This window comes from Altererythrobacter sp. (assembly GCF_050299635.1).
In the GTDB taxonomy this organism is placed as follows: domain Bacteria; phylum Pseudomonadota; class Alphaproteobacteria; order Sphingomonadales; family Sphingomonadaceae; genus Erythrobacter.
On the sequence record NZ_JBNKWF010000026.1, the window covers coordinates 18,041 to 41,662 of the forward strand.

General features: G+C 62.0%; 26 protein-coding genes. 17 read left to right on the forward strand and 9 right to left on the reverse strand.

Annotated features, from left to right (window positions below):
• Nucleotides 1-23: 23 nt before the first annotated feature.
• Nucleotides 24-2,375 carry a S8 family peptidase gene (locus ACQY6C_RS12655; protein WP_427969275.1) on the forward strand — a complete coding sequence of 784 codons (2,352 nt, stop codon included), beginning with the start codon at nt 24-26 and terminating at the stop codon, nt 2,373-2,375.
• A 6-nt stretch (nt 2,376-2,381) separates the two neighbouring features.
• Here the strand turns inward: ACQY6C_RS12655 and ACQY6C_RS12660 are convergent, their stop codons facing one another.
• Genes ACQY6C_RS12660 through ACQY6C_RS12675 form a run of 4 tightly spaced genes read right to left on the reverse strand, consistent with a single transcriptional unit; the run spans nt 2,382 to nt 7,441 of the window.
• Entirely contained in the window at nt 2,382-3,470 is a 1,089-nt protein-coding gene (locus ACQY6C_RS12660) for a phosphotransferase family protein (RefSeq protein ID WP_427969277.1), read from the reverse strand.
• The gene (locus ACQY6C_RS12665) at nt 3,470-4,558 is read right to left on the reverse strand and encodes a Zn-dependent alcohol dehydrogenase (RefSeq protein ID WP_427969279.1); all 1,089 of its coding nucleotides are present in this window, start codon (nt 4,556-4,558) and stop codon (nt 3,470-3,472) included. Before ACQY6C_RS12665 ends, ACQY6C_RS12660 begins: the two co-directional genes overlap by 1 nt.
• Before the next feature lie 12 nt (nt 4,559-4,570).
• Nucleotides 4,571-5,905, reverse strand: a complete 1,335-nt coding sequence (locus ACQY6C_RS12670) for an acyl-CoA dehydrogenase family protein (protein ID WP_427969281.1) — start codon at nt 5,903-5,905, stop codon at nt 4,571-4,573.
• 60 nt (nt 5,906-5,965) lie between these two features.
• On the reverse strand, nt 5,966-7,441 hold the full coding sequence (locus ACQY6C_RS12675) for an MFS transporter (protein WP_427969283.1): 1,476 nt from the start codon (nt 7,439-7,441) through the stop codon (nt 5,966-5,968).
• A 265-nt stretch (nt 7,442-7,706) separates the two neighbouring features.
• Here ACQY6C_RS12675 and ACQY6C_RS12680 point away from each other — a divergent pair, with 265 nt between their 5' ends.
• The 3 genes from ACQY6C_RS12680 to ACQY6C_RS12690 all read left to right on the forward strand — a co-directional run bounded on the left by ACQY6C_RS12680 (nt 7,707) and on the right by ACQY6C_RS12690 (nt 10,949).
• Nucleotides 7,707-8,888 (forward strand): acyl-CoA dehydrogenase family protein, encoded by a 1,182-nt coding sequence (locus ACQY6C_RS12680; protein WP_427969285.1) that lies wholly within the window; start codon nt 7,707-7,709, stop codon nt 8,886-8,888.
• 3 nt (nt 8,889-8,891) lie between these two features.
• A complete protein-coding gene (locus tag ACQY6C_RS12685) occupies nt 8,892-10,031 on the forward strand; it encodes an acyl-CoA dehydrogenase family protein (protein WP_427969287.1) in 1,140 nt (379 codons plus the stop codon).
• Nucleotides 10,032-10,142: 111 nt separating this feature from the next.
• Complete coding sequence (locus ACQY6C_RS12690) at nt 10,143-10,949, forward strand: SDR family NAD(P)-dependent oxidoreductase (protein WP_427969327.1); 807 nt, start codon at nt 10,143-10,145, stop codon at nt 10,947-10,949.
• Between the two features lie 374 nt (nt 10,950-11,323).
• Here the strand turns inward: ACQY6C_RS12690 and gmk are convergent, their stop codons facing one another.
• Genes gmk through ACQY6C_RS12705 form a run of 3 tightly spaced genes read right to left on the reverse strand, consistent with a single transcriptional unit; the run spans nt 11,324 to nt 12,992 of the window.
• Nucleotides 11,324-11,971 (reverse strand): guanylate kinase, encoded by a 648-nt coding sequence (gene gmk / locus ACQY6C_RS12695; RefSeq protein WP_427969288.1) that lies wholly within the window; start codon nt 11,969-11,971, stop codon nt 11,324-11,326.
• 57 nt (nt 11,972-12,028) lie between these two features.
• Nucleotides 12,029-12,430, reverse strand: coding sequence for a hypothetical protein (locus ACQY6C_RS12700; protein ID WP_427969290.1), 402 nt, complete (start codon nt 12,428-12,430; stop codon nt 12,029-12,031).
• Between the two features lie 58 nt (nt 12,431-12,488).
• Nucleotides 12,489-12,992, reverse strand: coding sequence for an SspB family protein (locus tag ACQY6C_RS12705; RefSeq protein ID WP_427969292.1), 504 nt, complete (start codon nt 12,990-12,992; stop codon nt 12,489-12,491).
• Nucleotides 12,993-13,111: 119 nt separating this feature from the next.
• Between ACQY6C_RS12705 and hisB the strand changes: the two genes are divergently transcribed.
• The 12 genes from hisB to pal all read left to right on the forward strand — a co-directional run bounded on the left by hisB (nt 13,112) and on the right by pal (nt 21,446).
• Nucleotides 13,112-13,705: an imidazoleglycerol-phosphate dehydratase HisB gene (hisB, locus tag ACQY6C_RS12710; protein ID WP_427969294.1), complete on the forward strand. Its 594-nt coding sequence runs from the start codon at nt 13,112-13,114 to the stop codon at nt 13,703-13,705.
• A 116-nt stretch (nt 13,706-13,821) separates the two neighbouring features.
• Nucleotides 13,822-14,454: an imidazole glycerol phosphate synthase subunit HisH gene (gene hisH, locus ACQY6C_RS12715; protein ID WP_427969296.1), complete on the forward strand. Its 633-nt coding sequence runs from the start codon at nt 13,822-13,824 to the stop codon at nt 14,452-14,454.
• Nucleotides 14,451-15,179 carry a 1-(5-phosphoribosyl)-5-[(5-phosphoribosylamino)methylideneamino]imidazole-4-carboxamide isomerase gene (gene hisA / locus ACQY6C_RS12720; protein WP_427969298.1) on the forward strand — a complete coding sequence of 243 codons (729 nt, stop codon included), beginning with the start codon at nt 14,451-14,453 and terminating at the stop codon, nt 15,177-15,179. The genes hisH and hisA overlap by 4 nt, the downstream gene beginning before the upstream one ends.
• On the forward strand, nt 15,176-15,937 hold the full coding sequence (gene hisF / locus ACQY6C_RS12725; RefSeq protein ID WP_427969300.1) for an imidazole glycerol phosphate synthase subunit HisF: 762 nt from the start codon (nt 15,176-15,178) through the stop codon (nt 15,935-15,937). Before hisA ends, hisF begins: the two co-directional genes overlap by 4 nt.
• Before the next feature lie 14 nt (nt 15,938-15,951).
• On the forward strand, nt 15,952-16,266 hold the full coding sequence (locus ACQY6C_RS12730) for a phosphoribosyl-ATP diphosphatase (RefSeq protein WP_427969302.1): 315 nt from the start codon (nt 15,952-15,954) through the stop codon (nt 16,264-16,266).
• On the forward strand, nt 16,266-16,643 hold the full coding sequence (locus tag ACQY6C_RS12735) for a histidine triad nucleotide-binding protein (protein ID WP_427969304.1): 378 nt from the start codon (nt 16,266-16,268) through the stop codon (nt 16,641-16,643). Before ACQY6C_RS12730 ends, ACQY6C_RS12735 begins: the two co-directional genes overlap by 1 nt.
• Before the next feature lie 235 nt (nt 16,644-16,878).
• On the forward strand, nt 16,879-17,331 hold the full coding sequence (locus ACQY6C_RS12740; RefSeq protein ID WP_427969306.1) for a YbgC/FadM family acyl-CoA thioesterase: 453 nt from the start codon (nt 16,879-16,881) through the stop codon (nt 17,329-17,331).
• Entirely contained in the window at nt 17,328-18,029 is a 702-nt protein-coding gene (tolQ, locus tag ACQY6C_RS12745) for a protein TolQ (protein ID WP_427969308.1), read from the forward strand. Before ACQY6C_RS12740 ends, tolQ begins: the two co-directional genes overlap by 4 nt.
• 139 nt (nt 18,030-18,168) lie before the next feature.
• A complete protein-coding gene (locus tag ACQY6C_RS12750) occupies nt 18,169-18,666 on the forward strand; it encodes an ExbD/TolR family protein (RefSeq protein WP_427969310.1) in 498 nt (165 codons plus the stop codon).
• A gap of 10 nt (nt 18,667-18,676) precedes the next feature.
• Complete coding sequence (locus ACQY6C_RS12755; RefSeq protein ID WP_427969312.1) at nt 18,677-19,459, forward strand: energy transducer TonB; 783 nt, start codon at nt 18,677-18,679, stop codon at nt 19,457-19,459.
• Nucleotides 19,456-20,868 (forward strand): Tol-Pal system beta propeller repeat protein TolB, encoded by a 1,413-nt coding sequence (tolB, locus tag ACQY6C_RS12760; protein ID WP_427969314.1) that lies wholly within the window; start codon nt 19,456-19,458, stop codon nt 20,866-20,868. The genes ACQY6C_RS12755 and tolB overlap by 4 nt, the downstream gene beginning before the upstream one ends.
• A gap of 62 nt (nt 20,869-20,930) precedes the next feature.
• Complete coding sequence (gene pal, locus ACQY6C_RS12765) at nt 20,931-21,446, forward strand: peptidoglycan-associated lipoprotein Pal (protein ID WP_427969316.1); 516 nt, start codon at nt 20,931-20,933, stop codon at nt 21,444-21,446.
• Nucleotides 21,447-21,605: 159 nt separating this feature from the next.
• Here the strand turns inward: pal and ACQY6C_RS12770 are convergent, their stop codons facing one another.
• Nucleotides 21,606-21,773: a hypothetical protein gene (locus tag ACQY6C_RS12770; protein ID WP_427969317.1), complete on the reverse strand. Its 168-nt coding sequence runs from the start codon at nt 21,771-21,773 to the stop codon at nt 21,606-21,608.
• A gap of 171 nt (nt 21,774-21,944) precedes the next feature.
• Here ACQY6C_RS12770 and ACQY6C_RS12775 point away from each other — a divergent pair, with 171 nt between their 5' ends.
• Nucleotides 21,945-22,478 (forward strand): J domain-containing protein, encoded by a 534-nt coding sequence (locus ACQY6C_RS12775; protein WP_427969319.1) that lies wholly within the window; start codon nt 21,945-21,947, stop codon nt 22,476-22,478.
• 313 nt (nt 22,479-22,791) lie between these two features.
• Here ACQY6C_RS12775 and ACQY6C_RS12780 read toward each other — a convergent pair.
• Nucleotides 22,792-23,622, reverse strand: an 831-nt coding sequence (locus ACQY6C_RS12780) for a hypothetical protein (RefSeq protein WP_427969321.1), incomplete at its 5' end; no start/stop codon positions are given.

The window sequence follows — 23,622 nt, forward strand, 5'->3', positions numbered from 1 at the left end:
CTCTTTGCCCCCTTCGCGTCAGGATGATTGCTGCCGTTTCGGCCTTTGGCCTGCTGACCGCTTGCGGCGGAGGCGGAAGCAGAGCTGTGAGCACACCGGCTCCAGCCCCGACGCCGAGCCCAACGCCGACACCAACGCCTACGCCTACACCGACTCCCACTCCCACTCCGACCGGCTTCAATACGGAGGAGTATCGGACGTCTGAAGGGCCGGCATTCCACAACGCCATTACTGCCTGGGAAGACGGAATTACGGGTGACGGTTCCATCATCGCGGTGATCGACAGCGGGATCGATTCCGACAGCCCCGAATTTGCCGGGCGTATCCACTCGGCGTCCACCGATATTGTTGGCAATCGCGGGATTGACGGGACTGACGATCACGGCACCAATGTAGCGATGGTCGCGGCTGCTGCGCGTGACGGCACGGGCATACTGGGCATCGCCTTTGACGCGCAGATTCTGGCGATCAGGGCGGACGATCCGGGCACATGCGGCACCGATACACCGCAGGACCCGTCGCTTGGTTGCCAGTTCGACGATGTCAATATCGCTGCGGGTATCGATCTTGCGGTCAGCTCAGGTGCGGCAGTGGTCAATATCAGCCTGGGCGGAGGGGCCGCAACGCAAGTACTGCTGGATGCGGTGACGCGCGCGTCCAATGCCGGTGTGGTGGTGGTTGTAGCGGCGGGCAATGAAGGCGACGGATCCGATCCTTCGGTCGATCCGAACGAGCCGGAAGCCTTCGCCACCAGCCTGCTGCAGGCTGGCGGCGGCAATGTCATCATCGCCGGATCGGTGGACGAGAATGGCATCATATCCAGTTTCAGCAATCGCGCGGGAAGCCAGTCCGCCTCCTATCTGTCTGCACGCGGCGAGGCGATCTGCTGCGTTTACGACAATGGCCAGATATTCGTGGAAACGATCAACGGGCAGCAATTCGTAACGCTGTTTTCGGGCACCAGCTTTTCCGTACCGCAGGTTTCGGGCGCAGTAGCACTGCTGGCGCAGGCGTTCCCCAATCTTACCGGGCAGGAAATCGTGCAAATTCTGCTCGATTCCGCGCTCGACGTAGGTGCTGTCGGGGCAGATTCGACCTACGGTCGCGGCATTCTCGACATTGCCGCCGCCATTGCTCCTGCCGGGACGACGACGCTGGCCGGGACCGGTAACTCGCTGGCATTGGCTGACGACGTGCTGGTAGGATCGAGCGCGATGGGAGACGCGCCCGGTACACAATCGCTCTCGACCGTGATCCTCGACAAATATGACCGTGCCTATGGCTATGATCTCACCACACGGCAACGTGGCGCGACCGTGACGCAGCGGCTGCGCAATGCGGTTGAGCGGCAGGGTCATGCGCTTTCCGCCGGGCGGAAAGGTCTGTCGCTGGCTTTCACGGTGGCGGATGGTCCGCGTGCAGCCGGGCTTGGCTGGGCAGAGCCGCTGCAGATGTCGCCCGAAGATGCGCTTGCAGCGAAGGTATTGGCCGCGCGCGTGGCGGCGCGGATCGCGCCTGACATGCAGGTCGGCTTCGCTTTCGCGCAGGGAGCGGAAGGGATGGTTGCGCAGTTGCAGGGCGGGGACAGGCCTGCCTTCCTGATCGCGCAGGAGGCGCGGGGCGACAGCGGTTTCTTCCGCAGCACCGACCTCTCGCTGGCGTTGCGGCGCGAGCTCGGCCCGCTTGGAATTACGCTGTTTGCCGATTCTGGCGAAGCGTGGCTGGGTAGCGCGCGCCGGGCCGGGGACATAATGGCCGGTATGCGCGAGCATCGCCCGCTACGCAGCATGGGGCTTGCGCTCGACCGGGATCTGGCTGGTGTCGCCTCCACCTTGTCGCTGACCTGGCTGCAGGAAGACAGCACTATCCTCGGCGGATATTTCCACCAGGCGCTGGCGGGCAGCGGCGCGGACAGCGCCTTCATCGACCTTGGCCTGCGCCGCAATTTCGGTGCGAACTGGCAATTGGGCGCATCATGGCGGCAGGGTTTCACCGTGCCGCAAGGTGGCGGGGTGATCGCCAGCGGCTCCCGCATCGACAGCAATGCCTGGTCGCTCGACCTGACACACAGCGGCACGTTTGAACCAGGCGACACGCTCGGCCTGCGGGTCAGCCAGCCCCTGCGCGTGTCGGGCGGAGGGCTGAACCTCGAACTGCCTGTCGCCTATGATTATGCGACGGAGAGCCCGACTTACGGCATCCGCCGCCTCAACCTGTCACCCAAGGGGCGTGAAGTGACCGGCGAAATTGCCTGGCGCGGGCCGGCGCTGTGGGGCAACGCCGCCGCCAGCCTGTTCTACCGGCACGATCCCGGCCACTTTGCAAATAGCCCCGACGATATGGGCGCATTGGTGACCTTCAGTGCGGACTTTTAGGCCAGCCTAGGCCGGCATCCCGGCGTCCAGCGCAAACATATATGCGCGATCGACCAGCGGCCCGACCCGTTCGCTCATCTGTTTTGCGTGGGCGGAGGAAGCGGTGCCATCGATCACGCGCTTCTTGATGCCCTGTAAAATTCCCGCAAGCCGGAAGAGATTATAGGCGAAGTACCAGTCCATTGGCGGGACGGGATAGCCGGTTCGCGCGACATAGCGCTCGACTGCTTCTTCCCGCGTGGGAATCCCCAACGCAGCATGGTCGAGCCCGCCGATCCCCGCGCGCCCATCGGGCTCATTCACCCAGTTGAGCATGAAATAGGAAAAATCGGCAATTGGATCGCCCAGCGTCGACAGTTCCCAGTCGAGCACCGCCAGTACGCGGTTTTCTGTCTTGTCGAAGATCATGTTGTCGAGCCGGTAGTCGCCATGCACGACCGAGCTTTCATGTTGCGGCGGGATCGTTTCGGGCAGCCATTCGATCAACCGTTCCATCTTCGGCATATGTTCGGTTTCCGACAGCTTGTACTGCTTCGACCAGCGGGCGATCTGCCGCGCACAATAATCGGTCGGCTTGCCATAATCGCCCAGGCCGATGGCTTGCGGATCTTTCAGATGCAGATCGGCCATGGTGTCGATCATGGCATGATAGATCTCGCGCCTTTCGTCGGGCGAATAGTCGGGCAGCGCGCCGTTCCACAGCGAGCGCCCGTCGGCCAGGCTCATTACGAAGAATTTCGAGCCGATCACTTCGGGATTTTCGCACAGGCCATAAGCCCTGGGCACAGGAAAGCCCGTTGGGCCAAGCGCGGCCATGGCCTTGTATTCGCGATCGACCGCATGGGCGCTGGGCAGCAATTTGCCGAATGGCTGGCGGCGCAGCACATAGGATGCGCCCGGCGTATCGATCCGATAGGTCGGGTTCGACTGGCCGCCCTTGAACTTGCTATAGCTGATTGGCCCCTCGAAACCCTCGACATTCGTGGCAAACCAATCGGTCAGCCTTTCGAGATCGAGCTGGTCGCGTTCGGGCACGTCTATCGTGCCGACCATCTCGGTTTCGTAATCGATCATGGGCTTGTCGCTCTCCGCCATCAGTCGAACACTATCACACTGCGCGCGCTGTGGCCCTCGCGCATCTTGTCGAATCCCTGGTTGATCTCTTCAAGCGGGATCCGCTCGGCGATGATCGTGTCGAGGTCGAGCAGTCCGCGCATGTAGAAATCCACCAGCCGCGGCAGATCGACCGGGAAGTGATTCATGCCCATGATCGCGCCTTGCAGCTTCTTGCCGCTGAGAAGATCCATCGCGCCAAGGCCAACCTTGCAGTCGAGCGGCATCATGCCGAGGATGATCGCCGTGCCGCCGCGGCGCAGCACCGCCACCGCAAGGTCGGCAGAGGCTTGTCGGCCGACCGCTTCGATGGCGTAATGCACACCGCCGCCCGAGATCCCGATGATTTGCTTGGCAGCATCATCGGCCATGGCATCGACGGTATGCGTCGCGCCCAGAACCTTGGCCAGTTCGCGCTTCTCCGGGACCGGATCGGCGGCGATGACCTTGCCCGCGCCTGCGATCCGCGCCGCGTTGATCGCTGCCAGGCCCACGCCGCCGCAACCGATCACCGCCACCGTTTCGCCTGGCGTGACATTGGCAGCGTTGAAGATCGTGCCTGCACCGGTGGTTACCGCGCAGCCGATCACGGCAGCACGATCGAGCGGCATGTCCTTGTCGATTGCGACGCAGGCATGTTCATGGATCAGCATCTGCTCGGCAAAGGCCGAGAGGTTGAGCATCTGGTTCACGGTCGAGCCATCGGCGCGGGTGATGCGCGGCGCGGCATCGGCCCCCCGGCGTGTGTCCCCGCCCAGGCACAGCGCCATACGGCCGGTGACGCAGAACTCGCAATGGCCGCAGAAGGCGGACAGGCAGGTTACGACGTGATCGCCCGGCTTCACCGTCTTCACTTCGCTGCCGACGGCCCGCACAACCCCTGCCGCTTCGTGCCCCGGCACGGCTGGCAGGGGATGCGGATAGGCGCCATCGATGAAGTGCAGGTCCGAATGGCACAGCCCACAGGCCTTGGTATCAATCAGCACTTCATGCGGTGCGGGATCGGCGATTTCGACGTCGCCGATGACCAGCCCTTCGCCGGGCGTTTCGAGTATGGCTGCTCTTGCCACCTTTCTCTCTCCTTACCGCGTCACGCCCAGGTCGCCCGAACTGAAATCGCTACCGCCCATGGACGGAGCGCTTCCATCGCGCAGTGCGTTGGCCGTTGGGCCGGGCTGCGGCAGATGCTTGGCGAACTCCATCCGTGCAATCGAGCGGGCATGCACTTCGTCGGGACCATCGGCCAGCCGCAGTGTGCGCTGACCCGAATAGGCCTTGGCAAGGCCATAGTCGGAGGTCACGCCCGCGCCGCCATGGGCCTGGATCGCATCGTCGATGATCTTCAGCGCCATGCTTGGTGCCTGGACCTTGATCATGGCGATTTCCTGCTGCGCCGCCTTGTTGCCTACTTTGTCCATCATGTCGGCCGCCTTGAGGCAGAGCAGGCGCGTCATGTCGATATCGATGCGGGCACGCGCCACGCGCTCTTCCCACACGGAATGCTTGTAGATCGGTTTGCCGAAAACTTCGCGCTCCTGCAACCGGCGGCACATCTTGGCCAGCGCTTCTTCGGCTGCGCCGATCGTGCGCATGCAGTGATGGATACGGCCCGGGCCAAGGCGCCCCTGCGCGATCTCGAATCCGCGGCCTTCGCCCAGCAGCATATTGGTAACTGGAATGCGCACATCCTTGAGCTCGATTTCCATGTGACCGTGCGGAGCATCGTCATATCCGAACACCGGGAGGTGGCGGACGATGTTTACGCCCGGCGCGTCGAGCGGCATCAGCACCATCGATTGTTGCGCATGGCGCTTGGCTTCGAAATCGGTCTTGCCCATGACGATGGTGACCTTGCAGCGCGGATCGCCTGCGCCGGATGACCACCACTTGCGGCCGTTGATGACATATTCGTCGCCATCGCGGTCGATGCGGGTTTCGATATTGGTCGCATCGGACGAAGCGGTGAATGGCTCGGTCATCAGGAAGGCGGAGCGGATCTCGCCATTCATCAGCGGGCCGAGCCATTGTTCCTTCTGTTCGCGCGTGCCGTAGCGGTGGAACACTTCCATGTTGCCAGTATCGGGCGCGGAGCAGTTGAAGACTTCGCTCGCCCAGCCGATGCGGCCCATTTCCTCCGCGCACAGCGCATATTCGAGATTGGTCAGGCCGGGCCCTTCGAACTCGAAGGAGTCGTCGACATGATGGTGGCTGTCATTGCGGGGCGGCATGAACAGGTTCCAGATGCCTTCCGCCTTGGCCTTGACCTTCAGGTCTTCGATAATCTGGATGACTTTCCAGCGGTCGCCTTCTTCGTCCTGCGCATCATAGGTTGCCATATTCGGGCGCACGTTCGCTTCGATGAAGTCGCGTACGCGGTTGCGCCAATATTGCTGCCGTTCTGTCGGTTCGAAATCCATGGTCAAATTCTCCGGTTTCTATCTATTCATCTAAACTGTTCATTCGGCGAGAACGTGGCACTAGGGCACCAGGCCGCTCGCATCGGGATCGGCCCGCGCGGTGACATCCAGCGCAGCCAGCGCCGCAAGCCGTTCTTCGTGTTCTTCGCGGCTGATCGGAAAGCGCGCCAGCCAATATGCCGAGACCAGTCCCAGCAGAGCCACCGCCACGCAGTAATAGGCAATCAGGCTGACAATGACCGGCTCAGCAACGGCGCCGGGCTTCGCTCCAGACGGGAAAGCCGCCAGCGAGAGCATGGAACCGGCCAGCAGAATGCCGATGCCCGTGGCGCATTTCTGAACCAGCCAGTTGCCGGCATAAAAGCTCGCTTCCGCGCGGCGACCACTTTTCTCCTGATAGGCTTCGATCACCTCCGCGACCATCGATGTGGCGGATATGACGGCGGTTACACCGGCGGCATTGCTGACGAAAATGAAGAAAAAGAGCGCGACGGCTGATGCCGTAGTACCCAGTTCAGGCCACAGCCCGATCGCGTACAAGCCATAGGGAACCAGCCAGGAGATCATCGATACGATCGTAGCGCCTGCGCCGGTCCGTGCTTTGCCATAGCGCAAATGGAGCGCGCTTAGCGTAAAGAACACGGCGACAACACTGAAGAACAAGATCAGCGGATAGATCGCGAGCTGGCCTTCGTTCAGCTGCCAGACGAAATAGTAGAGATAATTGCTGAGCGCGAAGGTCATCCCCTGGCTGACATAGGCCGCCAGCGCCCCGGCCGCGAAGATCAGGAAAGCGCGTTCGGAAAAGGCTTCCACGATCTCGCCGAAGACCTCGCGGATCCTGAACGGCGGGGGACGCTGTTCGGGGTAGCGCGCGACGTAGCGGTGCTGCAGCGCTGCCGATATCAGCACGGCTGCAGCGATCGTGATCGCTCCGAACAGGCCGAAGTTCCGATATCCCTCCAGCGACAGGAGATCCTCGCGCAGGAAGACCTGATAGGCGAGGTATAGCGCTACCAGTCCGCTCCCCCATGCGAACAGGAAACGATAACGGAACAAGGTCGTGCGTTCGTCATAATCTCGGGTGATTTCCGGCACGAGCGAGATCGAGGGCACTTCGCAGGCCGAAAGCAACAGGCGCACGGTGATGGCAAGCCCCAGCAGGGTCCAGAAACTCGGTGGACCGTCGACCGGGGGCGACCAGAGGACGTACCAGACCACTGCCAACGGGATCGGTGCTGCATAGAGCCAGGGCAGGCGGCGGCCCCATTTCGTATAGGTCCGGTCAGACAGATTTCCCAGCAGCGGGTCCACCATCGCGTCTGCCACCAGGGCAATCACCAGCGCCAGGCTGACGAGCCATGCCTCCATTCCCAGCACCTGATTGTAGAACGTCAGCAAGAAGACCGAGAAGCCGTTATCCTTGATCCCGAACGCAATCGAGCCGGTCGCATTGTAGAGCTTCAGCTTGAGCGGGACGGGGCTGTAGTTCACAGGCTGGCGATCCGTCAGTATGCTTGCCGGCGAACCGGACATTGGAACTGAGTCGCCATGCGATCTCCTGCGCAGCTGGTGGAGCAGAAATGGGCCGCGAGATAGACAAAGGCTGGAGCCTGATTGGGGAATCGCATGCCTTGTCTCTCCCGGTTTTTGACCTCGCCAGCTTAGGCGCAAGCTGCCCTGCGTCAACGGCGTGTGCGCTGACGTTACGGCATGGCGGGATGCGTTCGAGACGCTTGCGGCCAAGGGGCGAATCACCCTAACGTAAGCGTCAAGTTTTGGATCGAGAGGAGAGTCGGCGATGTCCGATCTTGAAGCATTCCGCGAAGACACACGGGCCTGGCTTGAAGCCAACTGCCCGGCAGAGATGCGCGAACCTGTCCGCGACGAGCGCGATATCTATTGGGGTGGCCGCAACGCCACGTTCAAGAACGACGCGCAAAAGGCGTGGTTCGAAGCATGCGTTGCAAAGGGCTACACAGTGCCTGCATGGCCCAAGGAATATGGCGGGGCGGGGCTCGACCCGGCTCAGGCGAAGGTGCTGCGCGAGGAAATGGCCGCCATCGGTGCGCGGCCTCCGCTCTCCAGCTTCGGTATCTGGATGCTCGGCCCGGCGCTGCTCAAGTTCGGAACCGAAGAACAGAAGCTCAAATATCTCAATGAAATCGCGCGCGGTGAAATCCGCTGGTGCCAGGGCTATTCGGAGCCGGGCAGCGGATCGGACCTCGTTTCGCTTCAGACCTTCGGTGAGGACAAGGGCGACCACTGGGTCGTCAATGGCCAGAAGATCTGGACATCCTATGCGGACAAGGCGGACTGGATTTTCTGCCTCGTGCGGACCGACAAGTCGAACAAGTACCAGGGCATCACATTCATGTTGTTCGACATGGAAACGCCTGGCGTCTCGACCAAGCCGATCCTGCTCATCAGCGGCAATTCGCCCTTCTGCGAAACCTTCTTTGACGATGTGAAGGTGCCCAAGACCTATGGCGATTCGATCCCCGCACAGGTGGGCGACGTCAATCGCGGCTGGGACGTTGCGAAATACCTGCTCGGCCATGAGCGCGAGATGATTTCCGGCGCGGACGGTGGAGATCGCACCGCGGCGATCGGTGCGGCCATGAAGCGCAATGCGGGCGAACTCGATCCCGTGCTGCGCGCAGAGCTTGCAATGTTCGATGTCGACGCGCTGGCCTATGCCTGCATGGGCGAGAAGTTCCTTGACGAGATCAAGGTCGGCAAGGCGCATCCGGCACAGCCCAATACGATGAAATATGCCGGGACCGAGCTGAACAAGCGCCGCCACGAGCTGATGATGGCTGCGGGGGGATCGCGCAGCCTCGAATGGGACAGCGAAGAGACCGACGGAGGCCAGGCTGCACGCAGCTGGCTCAGGACCAAGGCCAATTCGATCGAGGGCGGCACCAGCGAAGTGATGCTCAACGTGATCGCCAAACGTATTCTAGACCTTCCGGGAGCCTGACCGATGCCACTTTACTACGACGAAGATCAGGCGATGCTGGCCGATACCGCCAGCCAGTTCATGGCCGAGGAAGGCGCCATCGCAAAGCAGTTGCGCCATTGGCGCGACCGCGATTGCAAGGACGGATTCGGGCACGAACTATGGAAGCAATTCGCCGAGCTCGGCTTCACCGGCATTCTGGTGGGCGAGGATGATGGCGGGTTGGGCATGGGCCATGTCGAGGCGGGCATCGTGCTGGAGGAAATCGGGCGCAATCTTACGCCTTCGCCTTTCCTCAACAGTGCGGTGCTGGCTGCGACCGCGCTGAGCGAAGGCAGCGAGGATTTGCGCGGGCGCTATTTGCCGGGCCTACTTTCTGGCGAGAGCGTCTTTGCGGTGGCGGTCGATGAAGGCGCCAAGCACCGGCCGGAGCGTGTGGCCTGCAAGGCAGAAAAGTCGGGCAATGGCTTCAAGCTGAGCGGCAGGAAGGATTTCGTGGTCCAGGGTGCCAGCGCGGACATGATCGTGGTCGCCGCGCGCACTTCGGGCAGCGACGCGGATGAAGATGGTCTCACTTTGTTTGCCGTGCCCAAAGACGCGGCGGGCATGAGCCATGATGCCGTGCGGCTGGTCGATAGCTCGATGGCGACGCACACCACCTTCGACGGCGTAGAGCTGGATGGCGATGCCGTGATCGGCGAAGTCGATGGTGGGCGTGCCGTACTCAACAAGCTGCTGATGGCGGGCCGCGTCGGCGCCGCCGCCGAAGGAGTTGGCGTTGCGCGCGGGGCGATGGACATGACCGTCGAATACCTCAAGCAACGCAAGCAGTTCGGCAAGCTGATCGGTGAGTTCCAGGCGTTGCAGCACCGCGCGGCGCATCTTTACTCGGAAGTCGAGATTGCTCGCGCTGCGGTCATCAAGGCGCAGCAATTGCTCGATGCGGGTAGCGAGAAATCCGATCTGATGGCTTCGGTCGCCAAGGCGAAAGTGGCCAAGACAGCAGGGCTCGCAGTGCGCGAAGGCGTGCAGATGCACGGCGGCATCGGCATGACCGACGAATACGACATCGGCCTCTACATGAAGCGCGACCGCGCACTGCAGGAGTTCCTGGGCGACCAGTACTACCATGCCGGGCGTGTGGCCGAGCTTTCTGGATATTGAATCTCTCGCTCCTCAACATTGCAAGGAGCCGCAGGCGACGCGGCAATCCAGACGGCGCAAGGCTGGATTGCTTCGCTTTGCTCGCAATGACGAAAAAAGGAACTCGCTATGATGGACCTCAATTCTCTTTTCGGCCTTGAAGGCCGCGTCGCTCTGGTTACCGGCGGCAGCCGCGGTATCGGCAAGATGATCGTCGAGGGCCTGCTCGAAGCAGGCTGCGCCAGGGTCTATATTGTTGCCCGCAAGAAGGAGCAGGTTGACGAAACCAGCGCCGAACTGGGTGACAAGGTGATCGGCCTGGTCGGCGACCTTTCGCAGATGGACGGTATCAAGGCGCTGGCCGACGAGCTCTCCGCGCGCGAGGACAAGCTCGACCTTCTGGTCAACAATGCGGGCGCAGCCTGGGGCGAGCCGTTCGAGGACTTCACTGAAGCGGGCTGGGACCGCACGATGGATCTCAACGTCAAGACACCGTTCTTCCTGACGCAGAAGCTCTACCCACTGCTCAAGGCGGCTGCGAGCGAGGAGCGCCCGGCCAAGGTGCTGATGATCGCTTCGATCGACGGGATGAAGTCGAATCCCTGGCCGACCTACCCCTACCAGGCCTCCAAGGCCGGACTGATCCATCTGACTCGCAGGATGGCGGCCGAACTGATCCGCGACAATATCGTCGTCAACGGGATCGGTCCGGGTGCATTCCCCAGTGCCATGAATCGTGCCGCGCGCGACAATGAGGATCTGGTCAAGAAGGGCATCCCGTCGCGCCGCGTGGGTGTGACCGAAGACATGGCTGCCGGTGCGATCTACCTGCTCAGCCGCGCGGGCGATTATGTCGTCGGCACGACTATCCCGATCGATGGCGGCGTGGTCAATGCCAACACCGGCGCTGGCAATTTTGTCGATCCCGGCGGCAAGTGACCTGCGTTGCCTTGCCGCTGCAAACGCAGTTAGCTTGCAGGTAAGCATTTCTGCTTAGTTCGTTGAAAGCACTAATTTTAGTGCTGCGGCAAGCGCATATGCGCTATCCCGACACGACCAGTGAATGAAGGAGGTGCTGTTGTCACGACGCATCCAAACTCATTTCGAACTGGATCGGGCGTCAGATCGAAATTCAAAACCGAAGACCAATAGCAAGCTTCTCCGCATAAAGCGGAAGCCGAAGCTGAATGCAGAAGATGAAAAGGGACTGCTGTGGGACCGCGTTCGCAAGGGGCGAACCGCGGATAGCCCTTAGCTGACCAGAATTTGGACCGGGGCTGGCGGCCATTTGCTGACCAGCCCCATTCAACCTTCTATTCCATCAATTCGCGAACGAACGGGATCAAGCCGGTTTGCCGGGTACGCTTCATGCGCTCTGCATGGAGGATCTCGCGCACCTTGACGAAGCATCTATCCACATCGTCGTTGATCACGACATAGTCATACTCGGCCCAGTGGCTGATCTCGCCGCGGGCACGCTCCATCCGGCTGTCGATCACCTCGGCGCTATCCTGTGCGCGCGCTTCGAGCCTGCGGCGCAGTTCAGTGAGGCTGGGCGGCAGGATGAAGACCGAAACCACGTCCTGCTGGTCCTTCTGATAGAGCTGCTGCGTGCCCTGCCAGTCGATATCGAACAGAAAATCCTGCCCTTCCTTCAGCCCGGTGCGGATCCTGCCCTTGGGCGTGCCGTAGCGATGGCCGAAGACATGCGCCCACTCGTAGAAATCGTCCTCGTCAACCATTGCGTCGAACTGTTCGTCGCTGACGAAGTGGTAGTCGACGTCGTCGACCTCGCCAGAGCGGCGTGGCCGCGTAGTGGCCGAAACCGAGAGCTTGATCTCGTCATCGGCCATCAGCAGCATGTGCGAAATCGTGGTCTTTCCTGCGCCAGATGGCGAAGAAAGGATGAACATCAGTCCGCGGCGGGAAAGCGTGTCGGTGGATTGCTCGGAATGGGCCATGTGCGCTGTTGGCGCAAAGCCGGCCCGCGAATCAAGGGGGGCGGTGCAGTTCTCCGCTTACTCTTCGCTTTTCGGAGCCTTCGCCTTGGCCGCATTTCTCGCCCGGCCACGATCGTAGAGCGTCTTGGCCAGCAGTCCCCCGCCGACCAGCAAGGCACCGGGGACCGAGCGTGAAGCGATCCGCGCCGCGCCGTAAAGCGCTGCCGTGCTCAGTATCGAGCGTTGCTCCAGAACGCCGCCTTCGGCCTGCGTGCTGCTGTCCTGTTTCAACAGGGTTTTTTCGACCGCGCCGCGTGCAATGCGGTCGACGCTACGCAGTACCACGTCAGCAATCAGGACGTTGGTAACAGGGTTGGTACTGGGCGCGGGGAACGCCCGTTTGCGCTTGGCGCTGGTCTGTGGAGGCGCAGCGTCGCTTGCGGTCGCTGCTACGGGTTCTGGCGCGGTTTTATCGGTCATAGGTAGCCCTTTGATCCAACGCAGGGGCATCAGGCCCGGTTCCGAACGCAGGCGAAACCTATTTCTTGCGTCCGAAATCGACCGTTACGACGTTTGAGCCGTCTTCGCCGCCCTCGGCGCCTTCCGTCCCGGCGCGATCCTGCAGATCGTTTTCGGCATCTTCATGCGCTTCGGGGGCAAGATCGGGCACAGTCGCCTGAAATTGCAGGCCGAAATCGACCGCCGGGTCGACGAAGGCGGTGATCGCAGCGAAGGGAATCGAGAGCTTGGTCGGCACCTGATTGAAGCTCAGGCCTACCGAAAAACCGTCATCGCGGACTTCGAGTTCCCAGAATTTGTTCTGGAGCACGATCGTCATTTCGTCGGGAAAGCGCTCGTGCAGATGCTGCGGGATATCGACCCCGGGGGCACCCGTCTTGAAGGTGATGTAGAAGTGGTGGTTGCCCGGCAATTCGCCGCCGCCGACCTCGATTTCACCCAGCACACGGCCCACGACGGCGCGCAGCGCTTCCTGCACGATTTCATCGTAAGGGATCAGGCTATCGGGCGTTTCGTCACTCATAGCTAGTGATAGGTGGCGCTGAGTAAGGCGCTGGTCAAGCAACATTCGCTTGCCCGTTGGGGAGAATATTGCATTGCACCAATGCTTGCACGCGGCGGCGCAGCATATATAGCGCCATCATGCGCAAGGGCCGGATAGAGCGGAAAACCGCGGAAACCGCGATCGAAGTCGAGGTGAATCTCGATGGTAGCGGTACTTATGAGATTTCCACAGGGATCGGCTTTCTCGACCATATGGTGGAGCAGTTCTCCAAACATTCGCTGATCGATGTGACGATGAAGGTCGATGGCGATTTGCATGTCGATCAGCATCACACGACAGAAGACAGCGCGCTGGCGCTGGGCCAGGCTATCGTCGAAGCGCTGGGCGACAAGGCGGGAATCGGGCGATACGGCGCGGCCTATTCGCCGATGGACGAGACGCTGGCGCGCGTCACGCTGGATATATCCGGGCGGCCCTATCTGGTGTGGAAGGCCGGTTTCACGCAGGAGCGGCTGGGTGAATGGGACACCGAGCTGATCGAGCACTGGTTCCACTCCGTGGCGCAGACCGCAGGCATCACGCTGCATGTCGAACTGCTCTATGGCACCAATAACCATCATGTGTGCGAGGCGATCTACAAGGGTTTTGCACGCGCCATGCGCATGGCGGTGGAGCTTGATCCGCGCAAGGGCGGGGCGATCCCTTCGACGAAGGGGCAATTGGGTGGCTAGGAAGCATTCATCGGCTGCAAATCAGCCGCAAGGCCGACCGGCCGCCCGCAGCAACGCGATCTTCGATCGCGTGAGCGAGGAGGCCGCGCGCCCGGATGGGCGGGCGGAAAGTTAGAATGTCCGAAGCCTTGGCCCTCATCGATTATGGCGCGGGCAACCTCCACTCGGTCTATAACGCGCTGAAGGCGGCGGGCGCGCATCACATCGCGGTGACCGCCGATCCCAATCTGGTGCGTGGCGCAAAGCGGATCGTGCTGCCGGGCGTCGGTTCGTTCCGCGCCTGCGCACGCGGGCTCAAGGCCAAGCCGGGCCTGGTCGAGGCGATGGAACAGCGAGTCATGGGCGATGGCGTGCCCTTCCTGGGCATCTGCGTGGGTATGCAATTGCTGGCGACCCGCGGGGTCGAACATGGCACGACGCGCGGGCTCGGCTGGATTCCCGGCGAGGTGAAGTTGATCGAACGCACCGATCCCGCGATCAAGGTGCCGCATATGGGCTGGAACGACGTGGTGCATGCGCATCACGGCGACGGATCGGAACTGATCGAGGAAGGCGAGGCCTATTTCCTCCACTCGTACCACTTCGCGCCGGATAGCGGACATGATGTCGCGGCGATGACCGATCATGGCGGCGGGTTGGTCGCGGCGGTCGCTCGCGACAATTTGCTGGGCGTCCAGTTCCACCCTGAAAAGAGCCAGCGCTACGGGCTGGAGCTGCTGGCTCGCTTCCTCGATTGGAAACCGAGATGATCGTATTCCCCGCAATCGACCTCAAGAATGGCGAAGTGGTGCGCCTGGCCGAAGGCGATATGGACCGCGCGACCGTCTATGGCGACAACCCTGCCGCGCAGGCCATGCTGTTTGCCGATGCGGGCGCAGAGCACCTGCATGTGGTCGACCTCGACGGCGCCTTTGCGGGCGAAAGCCGCAATGCCGATGCGGTGAAATCCATCGTCGAGCAGTTCCCCGGCTATGTGCAGCTTGGCGGAGGTATCCGCACGCCTGAAGCGGTCGAGTTCTGGTTCGATCTGGGCGTGGCGCGGATCGTGATCGGCTCGGCTGCGCTGAAAGACCCTGAGTTCGTCAAGGACATGGCGCGAGAATATGAAGGCGGGATCGTGGTCGCGGTCGACGCGCGCGACGGCATGGTCGCGACCGAAGGCTGGGCTGAAGTGTCGGACGTTTCCGTGGTCGATCTCGCGCGCCGGTTCGAGGATGCAGGCGTCGCCAGCCTGCTGTTCACCGATATAGGGCGCGACGGGCTGCTCAAGGGTTGCAATATCGATGCGACGCTCGACCTGGCGCGCCGGGTCGATATTCCTGTGATCGCCAGCGGCGGGGTCAAGGGGCTCGACGATATCCACGTCCTCTCGCTTCACGCGCATGAGGGCATCGAAGGCGTCATTACCGGCCGCGCGCTCTACGAAGGGCGGCTGGACCTCGCGGCTGCGATCGCGATGGGAGCGCGGGGATGACCGTCCGTATCCGCGTCATACCCTGTCTCGACGTCGCCGATGGCCGCGTGGTCAAGGGGGTCAACTTTGTCGATCTCAAGGATGCGGGCGATCCGGTCGAACAGGCGCAGGCCTATGATGCTGCGGGGGCGGACGAGCTCTGCTTCCTCGATATCTCCGCCAGCCATGAAGAGCGCGGCACTCTGCTCGACATCGTGCGGCGCACGGCAGAGGTTTGCTTCATGCCCGTAACCGTCGGCGGCGGCGTGCGCACGGTGGAGGATGCGCGCGCTCTGCTGCTGGCAGGCGCGGACAAGGTGGCGGTCAACTCCGCCGCGGTATCTCGGCCCGAAGTGGTGGCGGATATCGCGCACAAGATGGGCAGCCAGTGCTGCGTTGCCTCGATCGATGCACGCCGGGTGGGCGATCACTGGGAAATCTTCACCCATGGCGGGCGGCGCGAAACCGGGATCGACGCGCTGGAACATGCGGTGAAGCTGGCTGAACTGGGCGCAGGCGAATTGCTTGTCACCAGCATGGACGGCGATGGCACGCAGCGCGGCTATGACCTCAAGCTGACGCGGGCGATTGCAGATGCGGTCAGCGTTCCGGTGGTCGCCAGCGGCGGCGTGGGCACGCTCCAGCATCTGGTCGAGGGGGTGACCGAAGGCCATGCCAGCGCTGTTCTTGCGGCCTCGATCTTCCATTTCGGCACCTATTCGATCCACGAAGCGCATGAGGCGCTGAGGGCAGCGGGCTTGCCCGCGCGCAGCGTTTGAACCAAGGTTGCCGCATGGACACGCTGAAACGTCTTGAGAATGTGATTGCGGAGCGGCGCAGTGCGTCGCCGGACACGAGCTATGTCGCCAAGCTCAATTCCAAAGGAATCGCAAAAATTGCGCAGAAACTGGGCGAGGAAGCGACCGAAGCGGTGATCGCGGCGCTTGCTGGCAGTCGCGAGGAATTGGTCGGCGAGAGCGCGGACCTGCTGTTCCACCTGCTGGTGCTGCTCGGCGCGAAGGATATCCCGCTGGCCGACGTGCTGGCCGAACTCGACCGGCGCGAAGGCGTGTCGGGGATCGAAGAGAAAGCATCGAGGACTCAATAATGGCGATCGACGCGACGCAGCCCTATGACGACGAGAATATCTTCGCCAAGATTCTGCGCGGCGAGATCCCCTCGAGCAAGGTCTATGAGGACGAATGGGCCTTCGCATTCGAGGATATCAATCCGCAGGCCGAAATCCACACGTTGGTGATCCCCAAGGGGCGCTATGTCAGCTGGGACGACTTTTCCGCCAAGGCCTCGGCAGAGGAAATTGCCGGCTTCGTGCGTGCGGTGGGTGAAGTGGCGCGGGCCAAGGGGCTGGTCGAGCCTGGCTATCGCCTGCTCGCCAATATCGGCGGGCATGGCCACCAGGAAGTGCCGCATCTGCACGTGCATATCTTCGGCGGCCATCCGCTCGGCCCGATGCTCGTGAGATGAAATCGATCGTCGCCCCTGCGAAGGCAGGGGCCCATACAACATCTGTTCCTCTGAAGTTCGTCGATGCTGACGGATCTTGTTTTCTGTCTTCACCGATTCGATCGCAGTGGCCGCATCTAGGCCCCTGCCTACGCAGGGGCGACGGAATGAATTGTGCGCAATTCGTCGCGTCGGGGACTCGCTTCAACGAAGGCGCTTGCTAGGCGACTCGCCCCTCAGCTAGACCCCACTGCCGATGACCAAACCCAATCCTCCCGGTGGCTGCTTCGACGGCCCGCGGCATCTCTATGCCGTGCGCGTCTATTATGAAGACACCGATCTTTCGGGCATCACCTATCACGCCAATTACCTGCGCTGGTTCGAGCGTGCGCGCAGCGACTTGCTGCGGATGCTGGAGATCGATCAGCGCGAGGCGATCGAAGCGGGCGAAGGCGCCTATGCCGTGTCCGAGATCCACATCAAATATCTGCGCCCGGCCAAGCTTGACGACGATATTGTGATCGAAACCACCTGCACCGAATTGCGCGCGGCGAGTTGCCGGATGCACCAGCGCAGTTGGCGAGGAGACGAGCTGTTAAGCGAAGCGACATTGCGCGTCGGCTTTATCTCGCCTGACGGGCGACCCCGCCGCCAGCCGGACGAATGGCGCGCTGCCTTCACACGATTCATGGAAGACCAATCCGCATGACAACCACGCTTTCAATCCTGTCTGTAGGCGGCTCTGCCCGGCTCAATCCGCTCGCGCTGTTCCTGCAGGCGGACATCGTGGTCCAGGCGGTGATGCTGGGCCTGATCCTCGCCAGCATCTGGGTGTGGATGATCATCGTCTCCTTCTCGCTGCGCATGGGTTCTCTGGAACGCAAATCGCGCAAATATGAGGAAGATTTCTGGGACACGGAGGATCGCGAACGGATGCTGGGCAAGCGCGCGCGCGCGGAACTGCCCACCGCACGGGTTGCAGCAGCCGGAATGGACGAATGGCAACATTCGACCAAGTCGCAGCCGATCGACCGCGACGGGGTTCGCCAGCGGCTGACGGGCGCGATGGAAAGCCGGGTCGCGCAGGAGGCTGACGATCTGGCTACGCGGCTCAATTTTCTGGCGACCGTGGGTTCGGTCGCGCCCTTTGTCGGCCTGTTCGGCACGGTCTGGGGCATCATGAACAGCTTCTTCCAGATCGGAACGCAGGAAAGCTCATCGCTCGCCGTGGTTGCGCCGGGTATTTCGGAGGCGCTGTTTGCCACCGCCATCGGCCTGTTCGCCGCTATTCCCGCGGTGATCGCCTACAACCGCTTCAGCCACCGCGTGAACCGCTATGAAGCGCGGCTGCAGCGTTTTGCCGACCGCTTCCATGCCGGTCTCAGCCGCGAACTGGATAAGGTATGATCGAAGGGCCTGTCTTGCCCGTGCTGATCGGCGGCTTTGCCGCTGCAAGGGCGCCCGCCCGCCTGCAGCGATGCGCCCGGTGGGCGTGTGAGCGAGGATATCGCGCGCCCGGATGGGCGTGGGGAAGAGGAGACTCATAATGGCTATGGGCCTCACTTCGGTCGGAGGGCGCACACGCCGAACTCGCCGCGCGCCCATGGCGGAGATCAACGTCACGCCCTTCGTCGACGTGATGCTGGTGTTGCTCATCATCTTCATGGTCACCGCGCCGCTGCTCACCTCGGGTGTGCCGATCGAACTGCCCGAGAGCCGCGCCAATCCAATCGACCAGACGCCCGACCAGGTGACGATCAGCATCGACAGCGAAGGCTATGTCTTTATCGACGATACGCGCGTGCCGGTGGGCGGACTGCCCGATGCGCTCGAGCGGATCGACCACGGAGCGGATGAGGGTGGCCCGGTGATTGTGCTGCGCGGCGACAAGGCGCTCGATTACGGGCGCGTGATGGCGGTAATGGGCGAACTCAATCGCGCCGGTTTCAATTCGATTTCGCTGGTGACCAGTTCACAAGGCGCGGCCAAGCCTGCCCCGGAGGGCAGCGCCCCCGTCAGCGACGGTTCATCGGGTGAGGAATAGCCCGATAGCGATGGAAACCATGCACGCGAGCACGTTTCGCCAGGAAGAGAGAGTCGGCCTTCTGGTCGCGCTCCTCCTGCATCTGTTGCTGGTTGCCGCTTTCCTGATCCAGCCTTCGCGCAAGGAAGTGCTCGACATTCCCGAACGCATGACGGTGAGCCTGGCCGAAGATGTGGGGCTGGAAGCGACTGCGCCTGATCCGGTCGCCGAAAGCCGTGCGGCGATTGCGCCGACTCTCGCAAACGAACCTCAACCTGCACCGGAACTCCCCGTGCCGGAGCCGAAACCGGCGGTGGCTCCGGTCAAGTCCGAACAGCCGATTGCGGCTCCGCGCAAACCCAAGCCGGAGCCACGCCCGACTGCCGCATCCACGCCCAAGCCCAGCGGAGGCAGCCGGGTAGGCGACAATTTCCTGACCGGCGCGGGCAGCAGCACCCAGACCGACGAGACGCGCATTCCGGCCTCGCAGATCGGCGCGAGTGCCAAGGCGTCGATCATTCAGGCGATCGTGCGGCAGATCCGGCCGCACTGGAACGCGCCTTCGGGTGTCGATGCGGAATTGCTGGTGACCGAACTGGCCTTCGACCTCAATGAAGATGGCAGCCTCAAGGGGCGTCCGCGCGTGTTGAGACAATCGGGCATCACCGCTTCCAACCGCCCGCAAGCGAGCCTGCACGCCGAACGCGCGATCCGCGCGGTTCAACTCGCCGCTCCCTTCGACCTGCCTGACGAATATTACAACGCCTGGAAGTCGATCCGGGGCGCACGTTTCGATAGGAACCTTTCACGATGAGATTTATCCTGTTTGCTCTCGCATTCCTCGCGGCGCCGCTTGCTGCGCAGGACCTGGGCGCACCCGTGCCCGAAGGCGGCGAGGTCGTAACGACCGGGACTGTCGCCTCGGATGAGGCACAGGCTGATGGGCAGGACGAGGGCGGACTTACCTTCACCGTCACCGACGAAAGCGACTGGCAGGATCTCGGCATCGCCATTCCCGGCTTCGCCACAGATCGCGACCAGGCGACGCCCGCCAATTCGCAAGGCACCGCCGCGCTCGGGCGCGAGCTGGCGCGCGTCATCACCGCGGACCTCAGGAACAACGGGTTGTTCAAGCCTGTTGGCCCGGACAGCCTGCCGCAGCCGAGTTTCCCGCAGATCACTTCGCCCAATTGGGGTAGCTGGAGTGGGCGCGGAGCGGAAATGCTGGTGCACGGCTATGTCCGCGGGCGCAGTGACGGGCGGCTGGTGGTCGGTTGCTATCTCTACGACGTTGCCCTGCAGGACGAGCTTCTGCGCGAAGGCTGGGTTGTTCCGCCGGCCGATTGGCGGCGCGCGGCGCATAAATGTGCCGATCTTATCTATTCGCGGCTGACCGGCGAAAGCCCCTTCTTCGACAGCCGCATCGCCTATATCGCCGAGACCGGGCCGAAGGATCGCCGAGTAAAGCGGCTCGCGATCATGGATAGCGACGGGGCCAATCATCGCTTCCTGACGCTGGGCAGCGCCACCGCGCTCACGCCGCGCTATTCGCCCGACTACAAGCGGCTGCTCTATCTCTCCTATGTTGACGGCAACCCGCGCATCTATGTCTATGACATCGGCACCGGGCGGCAGGTGCTGGTGACGCAGAGCAGCAATCCTACCTTCGCGCCGCGCTGGAGCCCGGACGGACGCTACATCCTCTATTCGATGGCAGTAGCGGGCAATACCGACATCTATCGTGTTCCGGCGGGCGGCGGGCGCAGCGTGCGGCTGACCGATACGCCCGGCATCGACGTGGGCGGATCCTATTCGCCCGATGGCAGCCAGATCGTGTTCGAAAGCGATCGTTCGGGCAGCCAGCAATGCTATGTGATGAACGCCGATGGCACCGGCCAGCGCCGGTTGAGCTTCTTCGGTGGGCGTTGCGCAACTCCCGAATGGAGTCCGCGCGGCGACCAGATTGCCTTCACGCGCATAGCGGGCGATTTCAACATTGCGGTCATGAGCCCTGCAGGGCGGAACATGCGCGTCCTGACCAAAGGTTGGCAGGACGAGGCGCCGACCTGGGCGCCCAATGGCCGCATTATCCAGTTCTTCCGGACCGAGCGCAATTCGGGCCGGTCGGCACTGTGGCAGGTCGATCTGACCGGCCGCAATGAAAGAAGACTGCCGACGCCCGTTGACGCGTCGGATCCGGCCTGGGGACCGCTTCTCCCCTGATTTGTGTTATTGGAATTGCAGGCCCGCCCCCAAATCCGGGCCCAAGGGAAAGGAACACCCTGATGAATATTCGTTTTGCAAGTGTGGTGCTTCTGGCTGGAACCGCAGCGCTTGCTGCCTGTGCCAAGAAAGCGCCCGAAGAACTGCCTCCGCCGCCTGAACCGGTGACGACTCCTGCACCTGCCACCGAAACGGGACCGAGCGGGCCCGCCGTCGGCTCGCAGGCGCATTTCGAAAATGCGGTCAACGGGCAGAACGTGATCTATTTTGACACCGATCGCTACAATATCGACAGTGCCGATGCTGCCGCATTGCAGACGCAGGCGCAGTATCTCGCACGCTATCCGCAAGTCACCATCACGGTGGAGGGGCATTGCGACGAACGCGGTACGCGCGACTACAACCTCGCCCTGGGTGAACGCCGGGCCAATGCCGCGAAGAACTATCTCGTCGGCCTGGGTGTGGCGGCCAATCGCATCGGCGTGGTCAGCTATGGCAAGGAACGCCCGGTTGCGCTCGGCTCGAATGAGAGCGCCTGGGCGCAGAACCGGCGGGCGGTCAGCGTGGTGATCAATTAGGATCTGCGGGGATTCAGCCCATGCGGGCCTGCGAATGGCAGCTTTCTGCGCTTCCGGTGCTCACGACCAGAAAGGTCGCTGCGCGCCGGTTCTCGAAATCCGCCATTCTCGGCTCCACTTGATCTGAATCCCTTACAGATCCCGGGGATCGAATTCGGATTAGCGAATGAACGAAGGCCGGGGCAGGTCGAAACTCGGCATTTCGGCCTGCAACGGCGTAAATTCGTCGCTTGCGCCCATACCTGAACGGTCGGGCGTGGAAGTCAGCACCATGGCTGCCATCGCAAGGACGGCGAATGCGCTCGAGATGGTGAGTTGCCTGCTCATAATTCAATCACTTGCGGTGTTCGTTAGCTGCTTTTCGTAAACACTCTGTTGCATTGCAACATTTATTGCCGCAACGGGTTCCCATCCCTTTCATTGAAGCGCAAGCATCCCTAGACTGGACGCCATGTTTGTCGGACGAACGACATATTCGGGCATTCTGAGCCCCAGGGCATGAGCCGAGCACGCCGATCCAACGATTGGGGCTTCCCTCGTTGGCGGGGTTATGGCTCCTCGCGCGAGGCGACCACGGTGCGTCTGTGCGACCGCCATGGCTGCGAGGAACCGGGCAATTGCCCCGCTCCCAAGGCACCCAACAGCCCGGAGCGCTGGTTCTTCTGCCAGCAGCACGCGGCCGAATACAATGCCAAATGGGACTACTTCGAAGGGCTTGAGAAAGCCGAGGCGGAGGAGCGTGCCAAGGCGGAGCGGGCCGAGAGCGCCGGCTATGCCGAAGCATCGCATTACGGCTGGGCAGGGTCGGGGGATGGGTCGCGCAGCGCAGACGAGATGCGCGCGCTCGAATTGCTGGGCCTCGAAAGCGATGCCGAATTCAATGCGATCAAGAAAGCCTATCGCGCTCGCGCCAAGGAAGTGCACCCCGATGTGAAGCCGGGCGACGAAGAGGCGGCCAGGCAGTTCCAGTCACTGCAACTGGCCTATGAAGTGCTGCGCCAGGCCGAAGAGCGCCGCGAGTGGAATGGGTGAGGCGGGATTAGTGCCCGCCAGCTAGGCATGGCGGAGATATCCAACCGTCGTCCTCCCTCCCCTTGCGGGAGAGGGCTGTCTCCGCATTCCACCCATCATCAGTTATGATGGGGTCGCGCTTTTGCATTCAAAAGCAGACCCTTCCTGACCAAAGCGACCCAAGCAGGACCCAGACTCCGGTCCAGCTGAACGACCTTTCGCCAACTAGCTTCAAGCTATCCTGGGTTCTGTAACTCCAAGAAGGTGGTGCCGCTTACGTGAGGCGAACACCTGACCCCACCATTACGAATCGATTTGGGCCAATTCCATCGCGTTAGCGAAGGGTCGTCGCTTGCCCGGCAAGAGAGCGCCACCGGCCAGGTGCAAGCTGCAATGACTTGCCAAATGCCTCGACAGCCTCTTCCCTTCGGCCGTAATCCAACAGTTCCTCACCCAGTATTTCATAGCTCGGTTTGAAGATCGGTGGAGGGCCGAACTCAATAGGCAGATCAAGTTCGGCGGCAGCCGCCTCTTCCAATTTTGCAAGTCCTTGCTCGCGCTTCCCTTCAGCCAAAAGCAATAGCGCATTTCCTTGCTCTATCGCGCGCAGCGCCCAAACAGGGAATTCGGGCTCGCGGTCAGGATCTTGCTCTCTCGCATACTGCAACCTCTCATCGCGTAGCTGCATCAACATATTGAGCTTTTCACGAACTATCACCGGATCGTGTCGGTCCTTCAGCAATTGCCCATGTTCCTGCTGGAAACGAGCAGCAAATGTTTCAGGCACCGCAGGCAGCTCGAGCGGCTCAATCCATTCCGCACCATCCACTCCCAGGAAATTGGCAACTCTCGTCGCACTCCAGGTCCCTTGTAAGACTGAGGTGTCCGAACGCCCTCCTTCTTCGAACTTGCGAATGGAAGCCGCCGCCTGACTATGGCAGCTCTTGATCAAATCGCTCGCATCCTTGCCTTGCTGCAACAGTGAATAGGCGAGCCATTCATTGTAATGACCGCATGATGTGGCTTCGCGCCCGCTCGCAATTCGCTGGCTATTGACGACCCCGGCCGCACGCACATTTGCTGCCTCGGTCGCTTTCCAATCGGCTAAAGCATAGAAAATATGGCTGACCATGTGCTGGGCATGGCCAGCATCGGGGGCTGCAAC